The sequence below is a fragment of the Streptomyces sp. NBC_01450 genome, assembly GCF_036227505.1.
GTDB lineage: Bacteria > Actinomycetota > Actinomycetes > Streptomycetales > Streptomycetaceae > Streptomyces.
The window spans coordinates 1,891,375-1,907,627 of record NZ_CP109481.1 but is presented as its reverse complement, the minus strand read 5'-3'; the positions used below and the strand labels follow the sequence as shown (position 1 = coordinate 1,907,627).

Here is a 16,253-nt window from a genome sequence, read left to right as displayed (position 1 = left end):
CTGTCTCCCTTGCCGGTCAGAAGGAGTAGGGACCGAAGCGGCCCCACACCACGAAGCCCGCCACGGCGAGCAGGAACACGTTCACCACGATCGCCTGGGCCTCCTGGCGACGCAGATGCGTGAAGGCCGCTCCGATCATCAGAAGCACCAGGCCGACGGCGGCCAGCGGCACCAGAACCGGTACAACGTCGAGCGCGCCGGGCAGGATCAGCCCCACCCCGGCGAGCACCTCGAGGGCCCCGATGGCCTTGACGGGCCCGGAGCCGAAGTCGTCGACCCAGCCGAAGCCGGCGGCGGCCAGCTTCTCCGTCGGCTGGGCGACCTTCATGGCGCCGCCGGCCAGGCACGCTGCGCCCAGCACTACCGCGACGATCCACAGTGCGATGTTCACGAGAGTTCTCCTTGGGAGTTCGGGGTGTGACGGCGGCGGTGTGAAGGCGGCGGGTGCGACGGCGGCCCCGGGCGCCGTGCCCGGGGCCGCCGTCGCGCCGTGGCCGGCCGATCCGGCCGCTGCTCAGGCGGCCGCGCGGCCGGCCTTGAGCGCCGCCGCCGTCTCGACGACGCGCCGGGCCTGGTGACGGGCCGACTCCAGGGTGTCCTCGCCGGGTGCGCCCACGGCGGCGACGTGCGAAGTCCCGTACGGATTGCCGGTCTTGAACTGGATCGGGTCGGTGTAGCCGGGGGGCACGATGATCCCGCCCCAGTGGTAGAACGTGTTGGACAGCGCCAGGATCGTCGACTCCTGTCCGCCGTGGGCGGTGTTGGAGGCGGCGAAGGCCGAGCACACCTTGCCCGCGAGCCGGCCCTGCGCCCACAGCGGACCGGTCGTCTCCAGGAACGCCCGCAGCTGGCTGGCCGGGTTGCCGAAGCGGGTCGGCGTGCCGAGCAGTACGGCGTCGGCCCAGGCAAGGTCCTCCAGGGCGGCCTCGGTGATGTCGGCGCTGTCCTGGATGTGCTGGGCCCAGGCCGGGTTGGAGTTGATCGCCTCCGGCGGGGCCAGTTCGCGGACCTTGCGCAGCCGCACGGTGGCGCCGGCCTTCTGGGCGCCCTCGGCGGCGGCCTGCGCCAGGGCGTGCACGCTGCCGGTCGCGCTGTAGTAGATGACGGCGACGTTCACGGGTTCCATATTCCGTTTCCCTCTCTCACTGACTGCCCGGCGCTGCCGTCATCCGTTGTCGGAGACCAGCAGGATGTTCTCCACCCGCGACTGCCACTTGTAGTACGACTGGAGCTTGTGGTACTCGCCCTTGGGCAACGACGTGATCGCGTACACGAACTGGCGGTCGTCGGTGCTGTAGGGCGCCTCGTTCACGTAGTGCTCGATCTTCGGTTCGATGCGCACGGGCAGCGTCGTCGGATCCGGCGTCATGGCCGCGATGGTGATCCGCTCGACGTTCGGCGAGTCCCAGGTCAAGGTGGCGTAGATGCCGAACGCCTGCTCGCCGAGGCGCAGCAGTCGCTCGCTCGGCGCGGCCAGCCCCGCGTCCCGCAGGATCGAGCGGATGCCGTCGGCCTGGAAGGTCTGCTCGGGGGCCGCGCCGAAGTACAGGTTCACCGACCTGTTCGGGTAGTCGATCCCCACCAGGCTGACCCGGTCGGCCAGTTGGTACCGGGTGAAGAAGTCGAGGTTGCCTGCCACGCTGGGCGGCAGCGACTCGAGACGGACCAGATCGGACAGCGACTGGAGGTCGTCGGTCGGGAAGAAGGACCAGGTCTTCTTGAAGCCGCCGACGACCCCGAAGTCGATTCCGCTGCTCGCGATGGGGAATTCGCGGTGCAGTTCCCCGAGCAGGCTCCCGACGGGATGGTCGGTCTTCGCGCTCAGGCCGCTCTCGAGAGCGACCGCGTACGGGTCCATGTCCTTGGGCAGCAGGGTGAAACGGCAGTCGAAGTCACCGTCGTTGCGCTCGCCGGTGGCCACCCGGAAGGCCACCACGGCCTCGGCAAGCACGTCCCCGTACGCGGTCAGGATCGGCCAGACCGTCTCCCGCGAGCAGGTCACGTCCACCAGCCGGGCGGATTCCTCGATGACCGAGTAGAGACCTGCCAGCTCACGTTTGTTCGACATACATCCCCACGTTCGGTTGATGGGCGTGGTTGTGACGGGCCGTGAGGGCGGCTACGCGTGGTCCTGAGCGCCGAACCAGCGCTCGAGGGCGGTCGTCAGACCGGCGAGGTCGTCGCCGGCCCAGGCGATGTATCCGTCGGGGCGGACCAGCAGCGCGGCGATCTTGTCGAAGGCCCCGCCGGCGGGCAGCGTGCCGGTGACGGTGGTGACCCGGTCCTGCCGGCCGGCCGCGGCCGACCGCAGCTCGGCCGAGTCGGAGAGGTCGAGCAGCACACCGAGCGCCGGGTGCAGCAGTTCGGGGGTGGCGACCGGGCCGCTCGCGGTGTCGAGCGTGCGGGCGGGCAGCCGGCGGCCGACGAGGGGGTGGCCGTCCGGTTCGATGTCGTAGCGGATGTCGACGTGGCTGACCATGCCGGCCAGGTGGCGCTTCACCTCGTCGAGGGCGATCAGCTCGGCGTACAGGTCGCGCAGTCCCTGCGACTCGTCGCCGCCGAAGATGGACATGGCCTGTGCCCGGGTGTTGGCCAGCAGCCGCGCGCCCACCGGGTGGCGCTCGCCGTGGTAGGTGTCCAGCAGGCCCTCGGGGGCCCGGCCGCGGACGGTGGCGGCGAGCTTCCAGCCCAGATTGACCGCGTCCTGCACACCGGCGCTCATGCCCTGGCCGCCGACCGGCAGGTGGATGTGGGCGGCGTCGCCGGCGAGCAGCACCCGGCCCTTGCGGTACTCGGCCGCCTGGCGGGTGGCGTCGGTGAAGGAGCTCACCCACAGGGGCTTGCCGGCCGAGATGTCCTCGCCGGTCACGCGCAGCCACGCCTCGGCGACCTCCGCGTACTGAGGGGTCTCGTTGTGGTTGTCCACCGGGGCGTCGTACTCGGTCATGATGACGCGGTCGATCTCGCCGCCCGGGAAGACCTGCACCAGGCCGAGCGGGAGCCGCTCGCCGAAGGGGCGCGGGCGCACCCCGGAGCCGGCCACGTCGGCCAGGTGCATCACCTGGGTCCCGGATGTGCCGGGGAAGTCGATGCCCGCGGCCTTGCGCACCGCGCTGTGCGCACCGTCGGCGCCGACCACGTACAGGGCGCGCAGTTCCTCGCGCGTCCCGTCGGGGGCGGTCACGGTGACCGTGACGCCGTCCTCGTCCTGATCGAGGGCGGTCAGTTCGCGGCCGCGGCGGATGTCGGCGCCCAGTTCGCCGGCCCACGCCTCGAGGACCGCCTCCGACTGGGACTGCGGGATGCCGCGGGCGCCGAAGTTGGCGTCCTCCAGGACGGTGTAGTCGAAGGGGATCCCGCCGAAGTGCCCCATCGGCATGGTCTCGACGGTGCCGAAGCGGGGCAGGAGACCCCGCTGCTCGAACGACTCCAGGGCGCGGGTGGTGAAGCCGAGGGCACGCGACTGGCCGGTCGGCTGCTCGAGGGCCTCGGCGACGATGACGTCCGCACCGCCCAGACGCAGTTCCCCGGCCAGCATCAGGCCGGTGGGGCCGCCCCCGACGACGATGACGTCGGTGTCCAACTTCCTGGCCATGTCAGTCCTTTCCTCGCGCGCGCCGACGCGTGGTCACGTTGTGGTGATGGGATGCGATGTGCGGGTTTTGACGATCTGTCGGATGTGCTCGGGGCGTGCGGGCCGCTCAGGCGACCCCGGTGACCGCGGCGGCTTCGGGGCCGCGGGTCGCGACCGGTGCGGTCCGCTTCCTGCTGCGGCTGAAGCGGCGCATGATCGGCAGCTCGACGAAGCGGTACAGCAGCCAGCCGGCCAGCAGGTTCGCCAGGAAGAGCACCAGCAGCATCCCCAGGGCGGGGAGCACACCGTAGGTGTGGGCGCCCCACACCTTGGGACGGCCGTAGAACATGACCACGCCCTGGGTGAGGTAGAAGGCGAAGGAGACATTGCCCAGGTAGACCATGGGCCGACTGGCGAGCCAGCCGCCCTCGCCGCGCAGGTCACGCGCGGCCGTGGCACAGACGAGCACGGCGAACGGGATGATCGTGCCGACGTAGAACTTGTACGGGTAGGGCAGGGCGAACGAGAGCCAGTACCCGGCGGCGAAGAGGACCATCGAGGCCGGCATGCCGATGTTGCGCGGCCACAGGCCCGCGGCGACGATCCGGGCCAGAACCATGCCGAGCATGAACTCGAACAGGCGGGCGGGCGGGAAGCCGTAGCTGAACCAGAGCTGGTTCATCCACAGGTCGTACGTCGGCACCCGGACGCCACCGGAGACGAACACCTGGGTCACCACCGGCACGCCGACGACACCGGCCACCATCGCACCGGCCCACAGCCACAGCCTGCTCTCCTTGATCCGTCGCACCAGGACGAGGAGCAGCGGGAACAGCGCGTAGGCGAACACCTCGACACACAGCGACCAGGCCGGGAGGTTGACGCTGGAGATCACCTCGGGCTTGTTGCTCCAGGTGTGCACCAGGAAGAGGTTCGGCAGCCAGGCGCGCGTCGGCTCGGAGGAGGCGAACAGCCACATCGCCACGACGAAGACCACGATGTGGTTGGGGTAGACCTTCAGGGCACGCCGCCGCCAGATCGCCGTGGTCCGCTCCCCCGGTGCCGTCGACCAGGTCAGGACGAAGCCGCTGAGCACGAAGAAGAAGGACACCATGACGAATCCGGGCTCGAAGAAGTGGGCCAGCCCCTTCGCGAGGTCCTGGTCGGCGAAGAAGCTGAGCGGCGCGTCCGGCCGGTTGGGACCGGAGAGCATCGAGGCATGGGCGAGGAACACGAATACGGCCGCCAGCCACCGCAGGCCGGTGAGCGAAGGCAGCGCGGCCGGGCGCTGCGGTGGACCGCCGGCGGTCGATGCGGCGGTTCGGTCTGCCATGGGCTTACTGCCTTTCAGTCACGTATGCGATCGGCTGGGTGGTCGACGTGCGATGAACTCACGAAATACGTCGCGGGGCGCTTCAGCTGCGCTCCCTTGCACAGCGGTTGAGCATGTGCGTGGGATGCGTGAAATACGGGTCCCGCATCGGGGAAAGGGCTCGGTCCCGACTTCCGGAAAAGGCTGACTAGCCGACCAGATAACGCTGGATGGTCGGAGCGAGAAGCTCGACGAGTTCGTCCGCCGACGCCGAGGAAATCGGTTCGAGCCGGAGAATGTAGCGCAGGATGACCATGCCCCAGACCTGCGCCTGTGCCGCATTGATGTTCAGCGGCGGCACCTTGAGGATCTCCGCCACTTCGTTGATGTCGAGGGTCTGCGACAAACCGAGCGCTTTCCCCAACTGGCTGAAGATCTGGGAGGATTGGGCGGACATGAAGGCGCGCATCTTCTCCGCGCCCGCCTCGTCGGTGATCGCGGCCGTCAGGTCCGCGAGCAGCTGCGGCCTGACCTCGGGGTTCTCCCACTGTTTCAGGGAGGCCGACAGCAGGCCCGCGGCCAGCTGCTCGCGCTGCCCGGAGATCGACTCCGCCCCGGCCTGGGCCAGCGCGTCCCCGAGGGCATTGAGGGCGCTCGGACCTTCTGCGGTCGTGGTGACTTCGGGCATGATTCCCTCCGATGGTCGGCAGGAGATTTCCGTGAACGACGAACCCCGGGACTGCAATCGTCGCTCATCCCCTCTAGAGGCCCGCTGGAGTTCGGCTGCGTCCTCGCATTACCCGGATCACCGACGAGCGGGGATCACACCTCTTGCCCGGTGAGGTTCCGCAACAATGTCCGCATCAGGGGCGAAACGCGGGTGTAGGGGCCGAGGTTCAAGTAGGCCCCGTCGGGGGTCCACTTGCAGGCGGCGATGACAATGGGATCACCGCCATAGGTGCGCCGGGCACCCCGTACGAACTTCTCGATCTCCGGCTCGATACGCACCGGAAGTGCCGTGGGATCCCAGTCACGGACCGGTGCAGGGGCGTAGCAGATTCGCTTCACCTGCGCGGAGTCCCAGCTGAGGGTGACATACACCCGGAACGATTTCCGGGCGAACTCCAGGAGTTCTCCATCGGGCCGGGGCAGACCGAGCTCGCGCTGCAGCGACAGGATGTTCTCCGCTTCGCCGAATTCCGCGGGGAGCCCGGCGAAGTACAGATTGACCGTCCGGCGCCGGTAGTCGATCCCGATCATCGCGGCCTGGTGCAGGTGGTGGCGCGCGAAGAGATCGGCGTTCTCGGCCACGGCGCGCGGCATGGACGGCAGGGCGGCGAGCCGCTCCACCGTGAGCGGATCGAACGGGAAGTGCGCGTAGATCTTGCTGAAGCCCGCGACCACCCCGCCGTCGATGAAGTACTCGCTGACCGGTACCTGCTCCCGGATGTCCGAGAGCAGGGTGGCCGCCGGGTGGTCCGTGCGCGCGACGAAGCCGTGCTCCACGGCGGTGGCGTAGGGGTCGGGGCCCTGGGTGGGCACGGTGATGGTGTAGTCGAGCTCGGCCGGGGGGTGTTCGCCCGTCGACACGCTCAGCACGATCCCGGCGTCGGCGAGAGCGTCGCCGTAGGCGGTCAGGATCGGCACGATCTTCTCGCGTGCACAGGGCGCCCCCACCCGCTGGGCCGATTCCTCGATGGCCGAGTAGACGTCCTCGACCTCGGTGGCTTGGGACACGGGTCCTCCAAATACCTGTCGGTTGCCGCCTGTGGCGGCGAAGGGCCGTCCCGTTACCGGGCGACGACCAGGGTGGCGGGCGGTGCGGAGTGGAACGAGACGTCCCCGAAGCCGGCCTTGAGCAGCCAGTCGCGGTACTCGGAGCGCCGCCAGGTCCCGCCCTGGTTGGACTTGAGCAGCATCTCCGAGGCGAACAGCAGCGGGAACGCGGGGCCGCCGCGGTCGTCGTCGACGACGTAGTCGCAGACCACGAGGGCGCCGCCGGGCTTGAGGGCCCGGCGCAGCCGCGTGAAGACCTCGGTGTTCTCCTCGGGTCCCTCCTGGTGGGCGATGTGGGAGTAGAGCGCGACGTCGTAGAGCCCCTCACCGAAGTCGGTGGAGTGGAAGTCGCCGTCGATGCAGGTGAACCGGTCGGCCAGGCCCCGCTCCTCGAGGAGCCGGCGGGCGATCTTGTTGATCGGCTCCCAGTCGAGCTGGGTCGAACGGGCCTGCGCGTTGGCCTCCAGCCACAGGGCCGAGTAGATGCCCGAGCCGCCGCCCACGTCGAGGATCGACACCTCCCCCGCCTCGGGCAGCCTCAGCACCTGCGCGGCGAGCGTCGCCGCGGGGACCGACTGCGCGGCGATGGCCGGGACGACCAGCGCCCAGTGCGGGTTGTCGGCGACCTCCGTCGTCGGATCCGTCACGGGCCCGCCGGTGCGGACCACTTCGGGCAGGGCGGCCAGGCTGCCCATATGGGTCAGCTTCAGCTGGGCGAAGCTGCTCAGGCACGCGGGCTTGCCCTCGACCAGATACGCGGATGCCTCCGCGGTGTTGCGGTACCTGCCGTCGTGCAGCTCGACCAGGCCCACGCTGACGAGCCCGTCGAGGAGCGTCTGCGCGCCCCGTTCGGAGATCTCCGCGCGGGTGGCGAGCAGGCCGGGGGTGTCGGCGCCGTTCTCGAGATGGGTGAACACCGCGTGGCCGGCGGCCGCACCGACGATGCCGGTGGCCCAGTAGCCGTTGATGAGCCGCAGGACGGTGTCCGGGGTCGGCTGGTTGTTGGTCATGCTGCCCTTCCTGGGGCCCGGGTGGACGCCGAGTTGGCCCGCAGCGCGGTACGCACCGCGGCCACGACCCGCTCGACCTGGTGCGCCGTCAGCTCGGCGTGCATGGGAATCGCGAGATTGCGCTGGAAGAGGTCCGCCGAGGCGGGGCATGTCTGCCGCGAGTCGAACACGGGCTGCAGATGGGTCGCCCAGGTCCCGTGCCCGCAGCCGATGCCCTGCGCACGCAGGTCGGTGGCGACCCCCGCACGGTCCACGCCCGGATCCAGCGTCACCACGTAGGACTGCCAGGCGTGGGTGCGGTCCGACGGCACGTGCGGCACCGTGAGGAGTTCCTCGTCGGCGAAGAGTTCGGCGTACTGCGCCGCCACGACACTGCGGCGTTCCAACAGCTCGCCGATCCGGTCCAGTTGGACCTGCAGGATGGCCGCGGCGATGTCGGACAGTTTGAAGTTGTAGCCGATCTCGGTGAACTGCGGGATCGGCAGCCCGACGACCTGTGCCTGATCGAAGATGCTGCCGATGCCGAAGGACGACCGCAGCCGGGCGTCCGCCGCGATCGCCGGGTCGGTGGCGATCAGGGCGCCGCCCTCCCCGCTGGTGGCTCCCTTGCGTCCGTGGAAGGACAGACAGGCCACCTCGGCCAGCGTGCCCGCCTCGCGGCCCCGGTACGTCGCGCCCACCGCGCAGGCGGCGTCCTCGACGAGGAACAGCCCGTGGCGGTCCGCGATCGCCTGCAGCCGCGTGTAGTCGGCGGGCAGACCGACGGTGTCGACGGCGATGATGCCCACGGTGCGCGGGCCGACCAGCGCGGCGACCGCCTGCGGGTCCACGGTGCCGGTGTCGGCGCGGACGTCGGCGAACACCGGGGTCGCACCGACGTAGCGCACCGCGTGGGCCGGGGCCGGGAACGTGTAGTCGGCGACGATCACCTCGTCGCCCGGTTTGACGCCGAACGCGAGCATGGCGAGGTGGAGCGCGGCGCCGCAGTTGCTCACCGCGACCGCCCCGCCGGCGTTGTAGCGCTGCTTCAGCTGGGCCTCGAGGGCCTTGCCCCTCGGGCCCTGGCCGGCCGGCCAGCCCGAGGCGAACACCTCGGCGACGGCCGCCAGTTCCCGCTCGCCCAGGCTCGCGTGAACCAGGGTTATCTCATCGGTCATTGTCACGCCTCCGCACTCGCACGCGCCGCCGTGGACGGGGAATCGTCGAGCACCGGCGGTTCGAAGCGCATCGGCGTGAGCTGACTGACGTCGTAGCGCCGGCGCATCTCCTCCACGGCCTCGGGGTCCACCGCCTTGCCCGTCGACCAGATTTCCGCGATCTCCTCGAAGTAGTGCTCGTGCTCGGGAGACGGGTAGCTCTGGAACAGCATGGTCGTCGGCCGGTCGGTGGGGTTCCTGAACGCGTGCGGCGTTCCCGGCGGAACGAACATGCAGCCGCCCGCCCCGACCCGGACCACCCGCTCACCGTCGGCTGACTCCCAGTGGTGCCAGGTGTCGTGCGTACGCTCCCTCGGCTCGAAGCACAGGATCTCCAGCTCGCCCTCGAGCACGTAGAAGAACTCCTGCGACTCGTTGTGGACGTGCGCACCGACATCGAATCCGGGCGGGACGACCACTTCGAAGATGGATATCGAGGAGCCCTGCTCCTTGGTCGCCTTGAAGGTCACTTCCTGCGCCTTGGTCACCAGCTTTCGCCCCTGGCCGGCGGGAGTAATGAGGTTGCTCATGCCATTCGCTTCCTTTGTCCGTACGAAATCCCGCGCGGGCTCAGTCGACGAGCTGCGGTGTGTCCACGGCCCAGCGGCCCAGTGCCATCTCCGCGGTGATGCCGGGACCGAATCCCGCGATCAGACCGGTGGCGTCGGGGGCCGGGGCGTCCTCCTCGAACAGCCTGCGTGCGGCGTCCAGGACGACGGCGCTGGCGATGTTGCCGTACTCGCTCAGCGTCGCCCAGCTGTGGCGGAACACCTTGCGGTCGACCTCGAGGAACTTGGCGAGGTCGTCCAGGATCCGGGGGCCGCCCGCGTGCACGATGTAGAAGTCGAGGTTGCCGGCGTCCCAGCTGTGGTCCTTGGCGAACTCGCGCAGCACCGGGGCCAGCGGCTCCATCGTCCCCGGCACCCGGCGGTCGAGCTGGAAGTGGAAGCCGGTGTCGCGCACGGCGTAGGAGATCCAGTCCTCGGTGTTCGGGATGAGGTAGGAGGCGTTGCGCTCCAGCTCGATGCCGACACCGCCGACGCCGCGCACCACGGCGGCCGCGACCGCGTCGCCGAACAGGCCGTCGGACAACAGGGATCCGATGTCGTCCGCGTCGGGCTGGTAGCACAGCGAGCACAGTTCGCACGACACGATCAGGACGTTGCTGCCCGGGTGGGCCGCGCAGAAGTCCTGCGCGCGGTTGATGGCCGCGCCGCCCGCCGCGCAGCCCAGCTGGGCGATGGGGATCTGCCGGGTGTCGGAGCGCAGCCCGAGCTTGTTGATGAGCCACGCGGTGAGCGAGGGCATGGAGAAGCCCGTGCACGACACGTAGATGATCGCGTCGATGTCACGCACCATCACATCGGCGTTCCTCAGGGCCTGCTCGATGACCTCGGGGCACCGCTTCCTGGACTCGAGCTCGTAGATGCGGTTGCGTTCCGTCAGGCCCGGGTGGTGGAGCGTCGTCTCGATGGGCTGGACGATATGCCGCTTCTGGACACCCGTGTTCCGAATCAGCCGCAGCGCCAGCGGCAGTTGCGGCTTTCCACCATGGACTCTTTCGGCGAACGCCAGAGTCTCTTCCATCGTGATGACGTTCTCCGGCACACTCACCGCGGGCTTGCATAGCCTTGGCATACCTGGGGTCCACTTTCTCTAGAGTCTGCCTTCCGCACGTACGTGAGCGATCCGCGCACAGGTGCAGAAGCCGACCTGGCCGGTACGGCGGACGGACGTGGTGTCGCCGACCCCGTGCGAGGGCGTCGGCGCATGCGAAAGCCCCCCGCCACGCAAAGGAACGCGGACGACGGCGGGGGATGGCGAAGGGAGGGTGGATCGCGAGGGGGATCTGTGCCGCGTCGGGCACGGAAGCGGTCTGATCGGACGATGCGTCCGGACCGTCAGATGAAGCGCCTCATCGCCTGCCGCTCATCAACTTTTGGGCAGGGGTGGCGTGTTGAAATAGTGACATGCCTGTCGCCGCCGCGCCAAGAGCAGCCGAAAGTGACGTGGGTCACGCGACGGTGGCGGCGCGGTGCGCAACCCCGGCCCAGTCGTTCCCCACTGGTTCTGTAGGGCTCTGCTGCCACCATCGGTCGGCAGACGCAGTAGCCCCGAGCGAAGCTGTACGACTGGACACGGAGGCGGCATGTCTCAGCGCATCGAGGAATCCGGCGCCGGCAGCGGGCAGCCCCCAGGGCCGCGGCCACCAGCGCGGGCAGGACACGATGCGCTCGACACGGCAAACGGGCTGCGCCGCACGGGGCTCCTGGTCACACTCATCCTCGGCGGGCTCGCCGCGGTGCCGCCGCTGTCGATGGACATGTATCTGCCGGCCCTGCCGGAGGTCACCCACTCACTCAACACCTCCGCCACGACCGGTCAGTTGACGATCAGCGCCTGCCTCACCGGTATGGCGCTCGGGCAGCTCGTGGTCGGTCCGATGAGCGACAGGTGGGGGCGGCGCAGGCCGCTCCTTGTCGGCCTGGTCGTCTATGTCTTGGCCGCCACGATGTGTGCTGTCGCACCGAGCGCCGAACTGCTCATCGCGCTACGGCTGTTGCAGGGTCTTTCGGGCTCGGCCGGCATCGTCATCGCGCGCGCGGTGGTGCGCGATCTGTACGACGGCATGCAGATGGCCCGCTTCTTCTCGACGCTGCTGCTGATATCCAGCGTCGCCCCGATCATCGCGCCCGTCCTGGGCGGGCAGGTGCTGCACTTCACCAACTGGCGGGGCATCTTCCTGCTGCTCGCCGCGATCGGCGTCGCGCTCACAGCGCTGGTGTGGCGCCGGCTGCCCGAGACCCTCGACCCTCAGCGGCGGCAGAGCGGCGGGGTGCGCGGGGCTCTGTGGATCATGCGCGGGCTCTTCGCCGACCGGGTCTTCACCGGGTACATGCTGGTCAACGGCTTCGCGTACGGCGCGCTGTTCTCGTACATCGCCGCCTCGCCGTTCGTGATCCAGGAGATCTACGGGGCGTCCCCGCAGATGTTCTCCCTGCTCTTCGGCCTCAACTCGCTCGGCCTGATGGTGGTCGGCCAGATCAACGGCAAGATCCTCGTCGGCCGGGTCCGCCTGGACAAGGCACTCGGGTGCGGGCTCACCGTGATCGCCCTCGCCGGGACGGTGCTGATGGCGGTGACGGGCGGCCTCTTCGGGGACGTGGGAGCGACTCCGGTCGCCGTCTGCCTCTTCGTCATGATCTCCGCACTGGGCCTGGTCCTGCCCAACACCAACGCACTCGCCATGATGCGCACCCCGCACGCCGCCGGGTCCGCCTCCGCGCTGGTGGGCATGTCCTGCTTCGTCATGGGGGCGATCGCCTCGTCGCTCGTGGGGATCGCGGGCAAGGACACGGCGGTGCCCATGGCCGCGGTCCAACTGGGCAGCGCGCTGACGGCGATCGTCTGCTTCCTGGGGGTGTGCCGACCCTGGCGGAGCGAACCGGCGCAGGAGGCGGAGCACTGAGCGAGGCGACGGGCGGCGCGCGCAGGCCGCCTTCGGCGCACACTCCGAGGAGTGGCGGCATGGGCGGCCGTCCCCTGCTCACCCATGCCGCCCTGCCTGGCCCGGCCCTCTGCGCCGTGCCACCGGGGCAGTGCAGTTCCTGATCCCGCCCCCGCCTCTTCGCGGGGCGGGCGCGGCGTACGTGACCCGCTCGTAGAGCCATCGGCGCAACCGATGGCTCAGCAACGGCCTGTACGCCTGTGGGGCAAGCGGCCCGTGCCGCGCGACGGATGAGACGCTAAGGCGCACGGCACGCCCCGGCAACGGTGCTCGAGGCGATGCCCTGCCGGGGCTCGACCGCTCCTCGAGCCCCGGGCGACGAACCGGCGAGCGCCCGGTCGACCAGCGGGCCCGCGACGCCGGTGTATCCGGCGGGTTCGAGCAGGGCGGCCACCTCCTCGCCGCTCAACACACCCTTCAGTTGCGGGTGTTCGGCCAGTACCTCGCGCAGGGGCCGACCGGATTCGGTGGCGCCGAGCGAGGCCTCGGTGAGCAGCACCTTGGCGACCGCCTTGCCCAGGCGCGGCGCCAGGACCGCCGAGACCCGCTCGGAGACGAGCTGCCCCCCGGTCGCCTCGAGGTTGGCGCGCATCCGGTCGGCGTGGACGATCAGTCCACGGGCGAGTTCGACGGCCGTGTGCGCGGCGCCGCCGGTGAGCCGCAGGCATTCGCGCAGCGGCTGCCACTCGGCGTGCCACACCCCGGCCGAGCGTTCGTCCTCGGCGCTCAAGCACTGGTACAACACGGCGGCCAGAGCGGGGACTTGGAGGGCGGCCGAGCGGATCAGGGTCGCGAGCACGGGGTTGCGCTTGTGCGGCATCGCCGAGGAGGCGCCCCGTCCCGCCACCGCGGGCTCGGCGGCCTCGGCCACCTCGGTGCGTACGAGCACCAGCACGTCCGCCGCGATCTTGCCGAGGGCACCGGCCGTGTGCGCGAGCCCGGCCGCCAGGTCGGCGATCGGGGTGCGCAGGGCGTGCCAGGGCAGCACGGGCACGGCCAGCCCGGTCTCGGCGGCGAAGGCGGCGCCGAGCTCTTCGAGGACGACGGCGGGATCGGCGCCCTCGCCCGCGTACTGCAGATAGCCGGCCAGTGTCCCCGCGGCGCCACCGAGCGCCACCGGAAGCCCGTCGCGGGCGGTGCGCTCCAGACGCTCGGCCGCGTCCAGAACCAGCTCGCGCCAGCCGGCCGCCTTGAGCCCGAACGTGGTGGGCACGGCGTGCAGGGCGAGGGTGCGGCCCGCCATCACCGTGTCCCGGTGGGCGGCGGCGAGCTCCCCGAGGGCGGCGGCCACCTCCCGCAGATCGGCGACGATCAGGCGCAGCGTCCGCGCGGCCACCAGCATGGCGCCGGTGTCGAAGACGTCCTGGCTGGTCGAGCCGCGGTGCACGAACTCCGCCGCCTGCGGGGAGCGTTCGGCGACCACCGCGGTCAGCGCCTTGACCAGGCCCACGACCGGATTCGCGGTCTCCCGCGCGGCCAGCGCCAACTCCCGTACGTCCAGCAGTTCGGCGCGCGCCGCGGCCGTGATGGCCTCGGCCGCGGCGGCGGGCACCGTACCGCAGCGGGCCTGGGCCCGGGCCAGCCCCGCCTCCGCGTCGAGCATCGCCTGCAGCCAGGCGCCGTCGCCCACGGCGGCCTCGGCGGGGGTGCCTGCCCTGACCGGGGAGAGCAGCCCCGCGTCCAGGTGGGCGGGAAAGCCGGTCATACGCCTGCCTTTCCACTCGGGTCCGAGAGCGTGAGGGAGCCGATACGGCTCGCCCACCTGGCGGCCGACTCGGCTGATACGGAGGGAAGATCGGGCAGAGCGCGGACCGCGGCCGCGATGGCGTCGGAGTCCTCGAGGGTGACGGAGCCGACGCCGGGTCTGATGCCGGCCGCGGTGACCCAGTGCACGGACTCGGTGGGCACCCCGAAGGCAAAGCGCCGCGGATGCGGTACACCCTGGGCGTCGATGAGGTGAAAGGGCCGCTCGGTCACCGCGAGGCCACCGGTCTCGTACGGGATGCCGTCCGCGCCGGGGATGCGGTAGGCACGGCACTGTCCGGTGCGCAGCAGCTGGCCCATCAGCGGATCCGCCGTGCGCCGCAGATCGATCTCGGGCAGCCGGGCCTCGATGAGCGCCGTGGCCCGCACCCGTACGTCCCCGATCGCGCTCGACGTACCGGTGAAGCAGGGGCCGAGCGCGTCGCAGGCCTCGGCGGTGACGCGCAGGCCCGGTCCGGTCACGTCGAGGACGCCCGCCTCGATGAGCGCGGCCATCTCCTCGATGCGCGATGCCGGGGGACCGATGGACAGATAGGCGTTGAGCGGCGTGTACCAGTGGTCGAGGTCGTCGCGATGGGAAGCGGCGGTGAGCCCGGCGTGGTCGACGGCGAGCCGCAGCTCGTTGCGCAGGTCGCGCAGGACGTCGAGGGCGGCCTTGACCGGCCCGCCGACGTTGCCCTGGCGGGCCAGGCGGACGTCGTCGTCGAGGTGGCCGCGCAGCCAGCTGCGGAAGGTGGCCTGGTCGCGCAGGACACGGGTGCCGTACGGGCGGGCGACGCGCTCCCAGTCCCAGCGCTCGGCGGCCTCGATCCCGGTGGCGTCCAGGAGCCGGTCCTCGTCGTCGCCCGGCTCGGCGTGCAAATAGTTCTCGGTGAATTCCTCGACGGTCTCCGGGAGTTCGCCGCGCGCCGCGAGCAGGGTCGCGTAGTAGACACCGCACACCTCCTTGGAGATGAGCGGCCACAGGTCGGCGGCGAAGTCGATGGCGCCCCGGTGCGGCTGCCTCGCGCGCAGCCGCGCGATGTATCCGGTGGTCAGCAGCCGGGGAAGGTAGCGGCCGTACGCGCCCTTCTGGTTCTCGCCACGCCCCTGGTAGGGCACGCCGCGCCGGGATCCGGCGTGCAGGCGCGGCTCGCGGCCCGAGGGCCGGTAGACGAGCCGGCCGTCGACGCGGGTGAAGACGCCGCCGCGGCCATGGGTGAACAGGGCCAGGTAGTCGAAGAAGTTGAGCCCGAGCCCGCGCACCAGCACATCCTCGTCGGGCCCGATGTCCGACAGGTCGACGTCGGCCGGATTGGCGGGCGGCAGATACGTCAGCCCGTGCCGGGCCGCGAATTCTGTCAACTCCCGCTCTGTCTCGGTGAGTTGTGCCTGCACATGTCCCTGGGCCAGGACGACCGCGCTCAGGCCGGTCAGCCGGGTGCCGTCCTCGAGCACGACGGTCTGCGACCGTGGCCCCCCGCTTTTGCCGCCTTCCAGGGCGACGGCCCGCAGCGGGTGCGTGCGCACCGTCACATGCGCCGGGGCATCCGCGACAACCTGCTGGAACACCCAGGTCAGATAGCAGCCGTAGAGCGCGCGGGTGGGATAGCTGTCGGGCCCCAGGCGGCGCACCTCGGCGAGGATCTCCGCGTCGTGCGCGGCCCCGGAGCCGGGCTCGAGCGCCCCTGCCTCCAGCGCCTTGGCCCACTGGTACAGGCTCGGCCCCTCGGCCAGCGGCCCCTCGATGCGCACACTGGCGTCGGTGTAGACCGTGACCTGGGACGAGACGGTGTTCATCAGCAGATGGCGGGACTGCGTGGGCCGCCACACCCGTCCCGAACCGGGTGGGTCCGGGTCGACGACATGCACCGTGACCGCCTCCCAGCGGGGGGACTTGCGCTCCTGCGCACAGAGCCGTTCCAGGACGGACAGGCCCCGGGGACCGGCGCCGACCAGACACACCTCCAGCTGTGGGACCGGGTCGTTCGAGGACAACTGAACGGCCGCCGCCAGGGGCAGCCCTGCGGTGAGTGCGACGCCCAGCGGACGTTCGCCTCCGTGCGTTCCAGACACAGCGCCTCCTTGTCGCCGTAACCGTCGACGCAGGCGCTCAATCAGGGCTCGGATTCGA

Annotated in this window: 14 protein-coding genes; 1 reads left to right on the top strand and 13 read right to left on the bottom strand. The window is 70.6% G+C overall.

Annotated elements, in window-relative coordinates:
• Window positions 1-16 precede the first annotated feature (16 nt).
• From OG568_RS57380 to OG568_RS57330, 11 genes are all read right to left on the bottom strand, one after another.
• Window positions 17-391 (bottom strand): DoxX family protein, encoded by a 375-nt coding sequence (locus tag OG568_RS57380; RefSeq protein ID WP_329537912.1) that lies wholly within the window; start codon window positions 389-391, stop codon window positions 17-19.
• Window positions 392-514: 123 nt separating this feature from the next.
• Entirely contained in the window at window positions 515-1,126 is a 612-nt protein-coding gene (gene wrbA / locus OG568_RS57375; RefSeq protein WP_266592711.1) for an NAD(P)H:quinone oxidoreductase, read from the bottom strand.
• A gap of 39 nt (window positions 1,127-1,165) precedes the next feature.
• On the bottom strand, window positions 1,166-2,068 hold the full coding sequence (locus OG568_RS57370; protein ID WP_329537911.1) for an aromatic prenyltransferase: 903 nt from the start codon (window positions 2,066-2,068) through the stop codon (window positions 1,166-1,168).
• A gap of 51 nt (window positions 2,069-2,119) precedes the next feature.
• Window positions 2,120-3,595 (bottom strand): FAD-dependent monooxygenase, encoded by a 1,476-nt coding sequence (locus OG568_RS57365; RefSeq protein WP_329537910.1) that lies wholly within the window; start codon window positions 3,593-3,595, stop codon window positions 2,120-2,122.
• Window positions 3,596-3,701: 106 nt separating this feature from the next.
• Entirely contained in the window at window positions 3,702-4,907 is a 1,206-nt protein-coding gene (locus OG568_RS57360) for an acyltransferase family protein (protein WP_329537909.1), read from the bottom strand.
• 187 nt (window positions 4,908-5,094) lie between these two features.
• Window positions 5,095-5,574 (bottom strand): TetR/AcrR family transcriptional regulator, encoded by a 480-nt coding sequence (locus OG568_RS57355; RefSeq protein WP_329537907.1) that lies wholly within the window; start codon window positions 5,572-5,574, stop codon window positions 5,095-5,097.
• 134 nt (window positions 5,575-5,708) lie between these two features.
• Window positions 5,709-6,623, bottom strand: coding sequence for an aromatic prenyltransferase (locus tag OG568_RS57350; protein WP_329537906.1), 915 nt, complete (start codon window positions 6,621-6,623; stop codon window positions 5,709-5,711).
• A 53-nt stretch (window positions 6,624-6,676) separates the two neighbouring features.
• The gene (locus OG568_RS57345; RefSeq protein ID WP_329537905.1) at window positions 6,677-7,672 is read right to left on the bottom strand and encodes a class I SAM-dependent methyltransferase; all 996 of its coding nucleotides are present in this window, start codon (window positions 7,670-7,672) and stop codon (window positions 6,677-6,679) included.
• Window positions 7,669-8,829, bottom strand: a complete 1,161-nt coding sequence (locus OG568_RS57340) for a DegT/DnrJ/EryC1/StrS family aminotransferase (RefSeq protein ID WP_329537904.1) — start codon at window positions 8,827-8,829, stop codon at window positions 7,669-7,671. The genes OG568_RS57345 and OG568_RS57340 overlap by 4 nt, the downstream gene beginning before the upstream one ends.
• 2 nt (window positions 8,830-8,831) lie before the next feature.
• Window positions 8,832-9,398: a cupin domain-containing protein gene (locus OG568_RS57335; RefSeq protein ID WP_329537903.1), complete on the bottom strand. Its 567-nt coding sequence runs from the start codon at window positions 9,396-9,398 to the stop codon at window positions 8,832-8,834.
• 40 nt (window positions 9,399-9,438) lie between these two features.
• Complete coding sequence (locus tag OG568_RS57330) at window positions 9,439-10,455, bottom strand: type III polyketide synthase (RefSeq protein WP_323187047.1); 1,017 nt, start codon at window positions 10,453-10,455, stop codon at window positions 9,439-9,441.
• A 562-nt stretch (window positions 10,456-11,017) separates the two neighbouring features.
• On the opposite strand from OG568_RS57330, the gene OG568_RS57325 reads away from it, so the two are divergent.
• Window positions 11,018-12,337: a multidrug effflux MFS transporter gene (locus OG568_RS57325; RefSeq protein ID WP_329537902.1), complete on the top strand. Its 1,320-nt coding sequence runs from the start codon at window positions 11,018-11,020 to the stop codon at window positions 12,335-12,337.
• Between the two features lie 277 nt (window positions 12,338-12,614).
• Here the strand turns inward: OG568_RS57325 and pcaB are convergent, their stop codons facing one another.
• Window positions 12,615-14,081, bottom strand: a complete 1,467-nt coding sequence (gene pcaB / locus OG568_RS57320) for a 3-carboxy-cis,cis-muconate cycloisomerase (RefSeq protein ID WP_329537901.1) — start codon at window positions 14,079-14,081, stop codon at window positions 12,615-12,617.
• Complete coding sequence (locus tag OG568_RS57315; protein ID WP_329538308.1) at window positions 14,078-16,117, bottom strand: FAD/NAD(P)-binding protein; 2,040 nt, start codon at window positions 16,115-16,117, stop codon at window positions 14,078-14,080. Before OG568_RS57315 ends, pcaB begins: the two co-directional genes overlap by 4 nt.
• Window positions 16,118-16,253 lie beyond the last annotated feature (136 nt).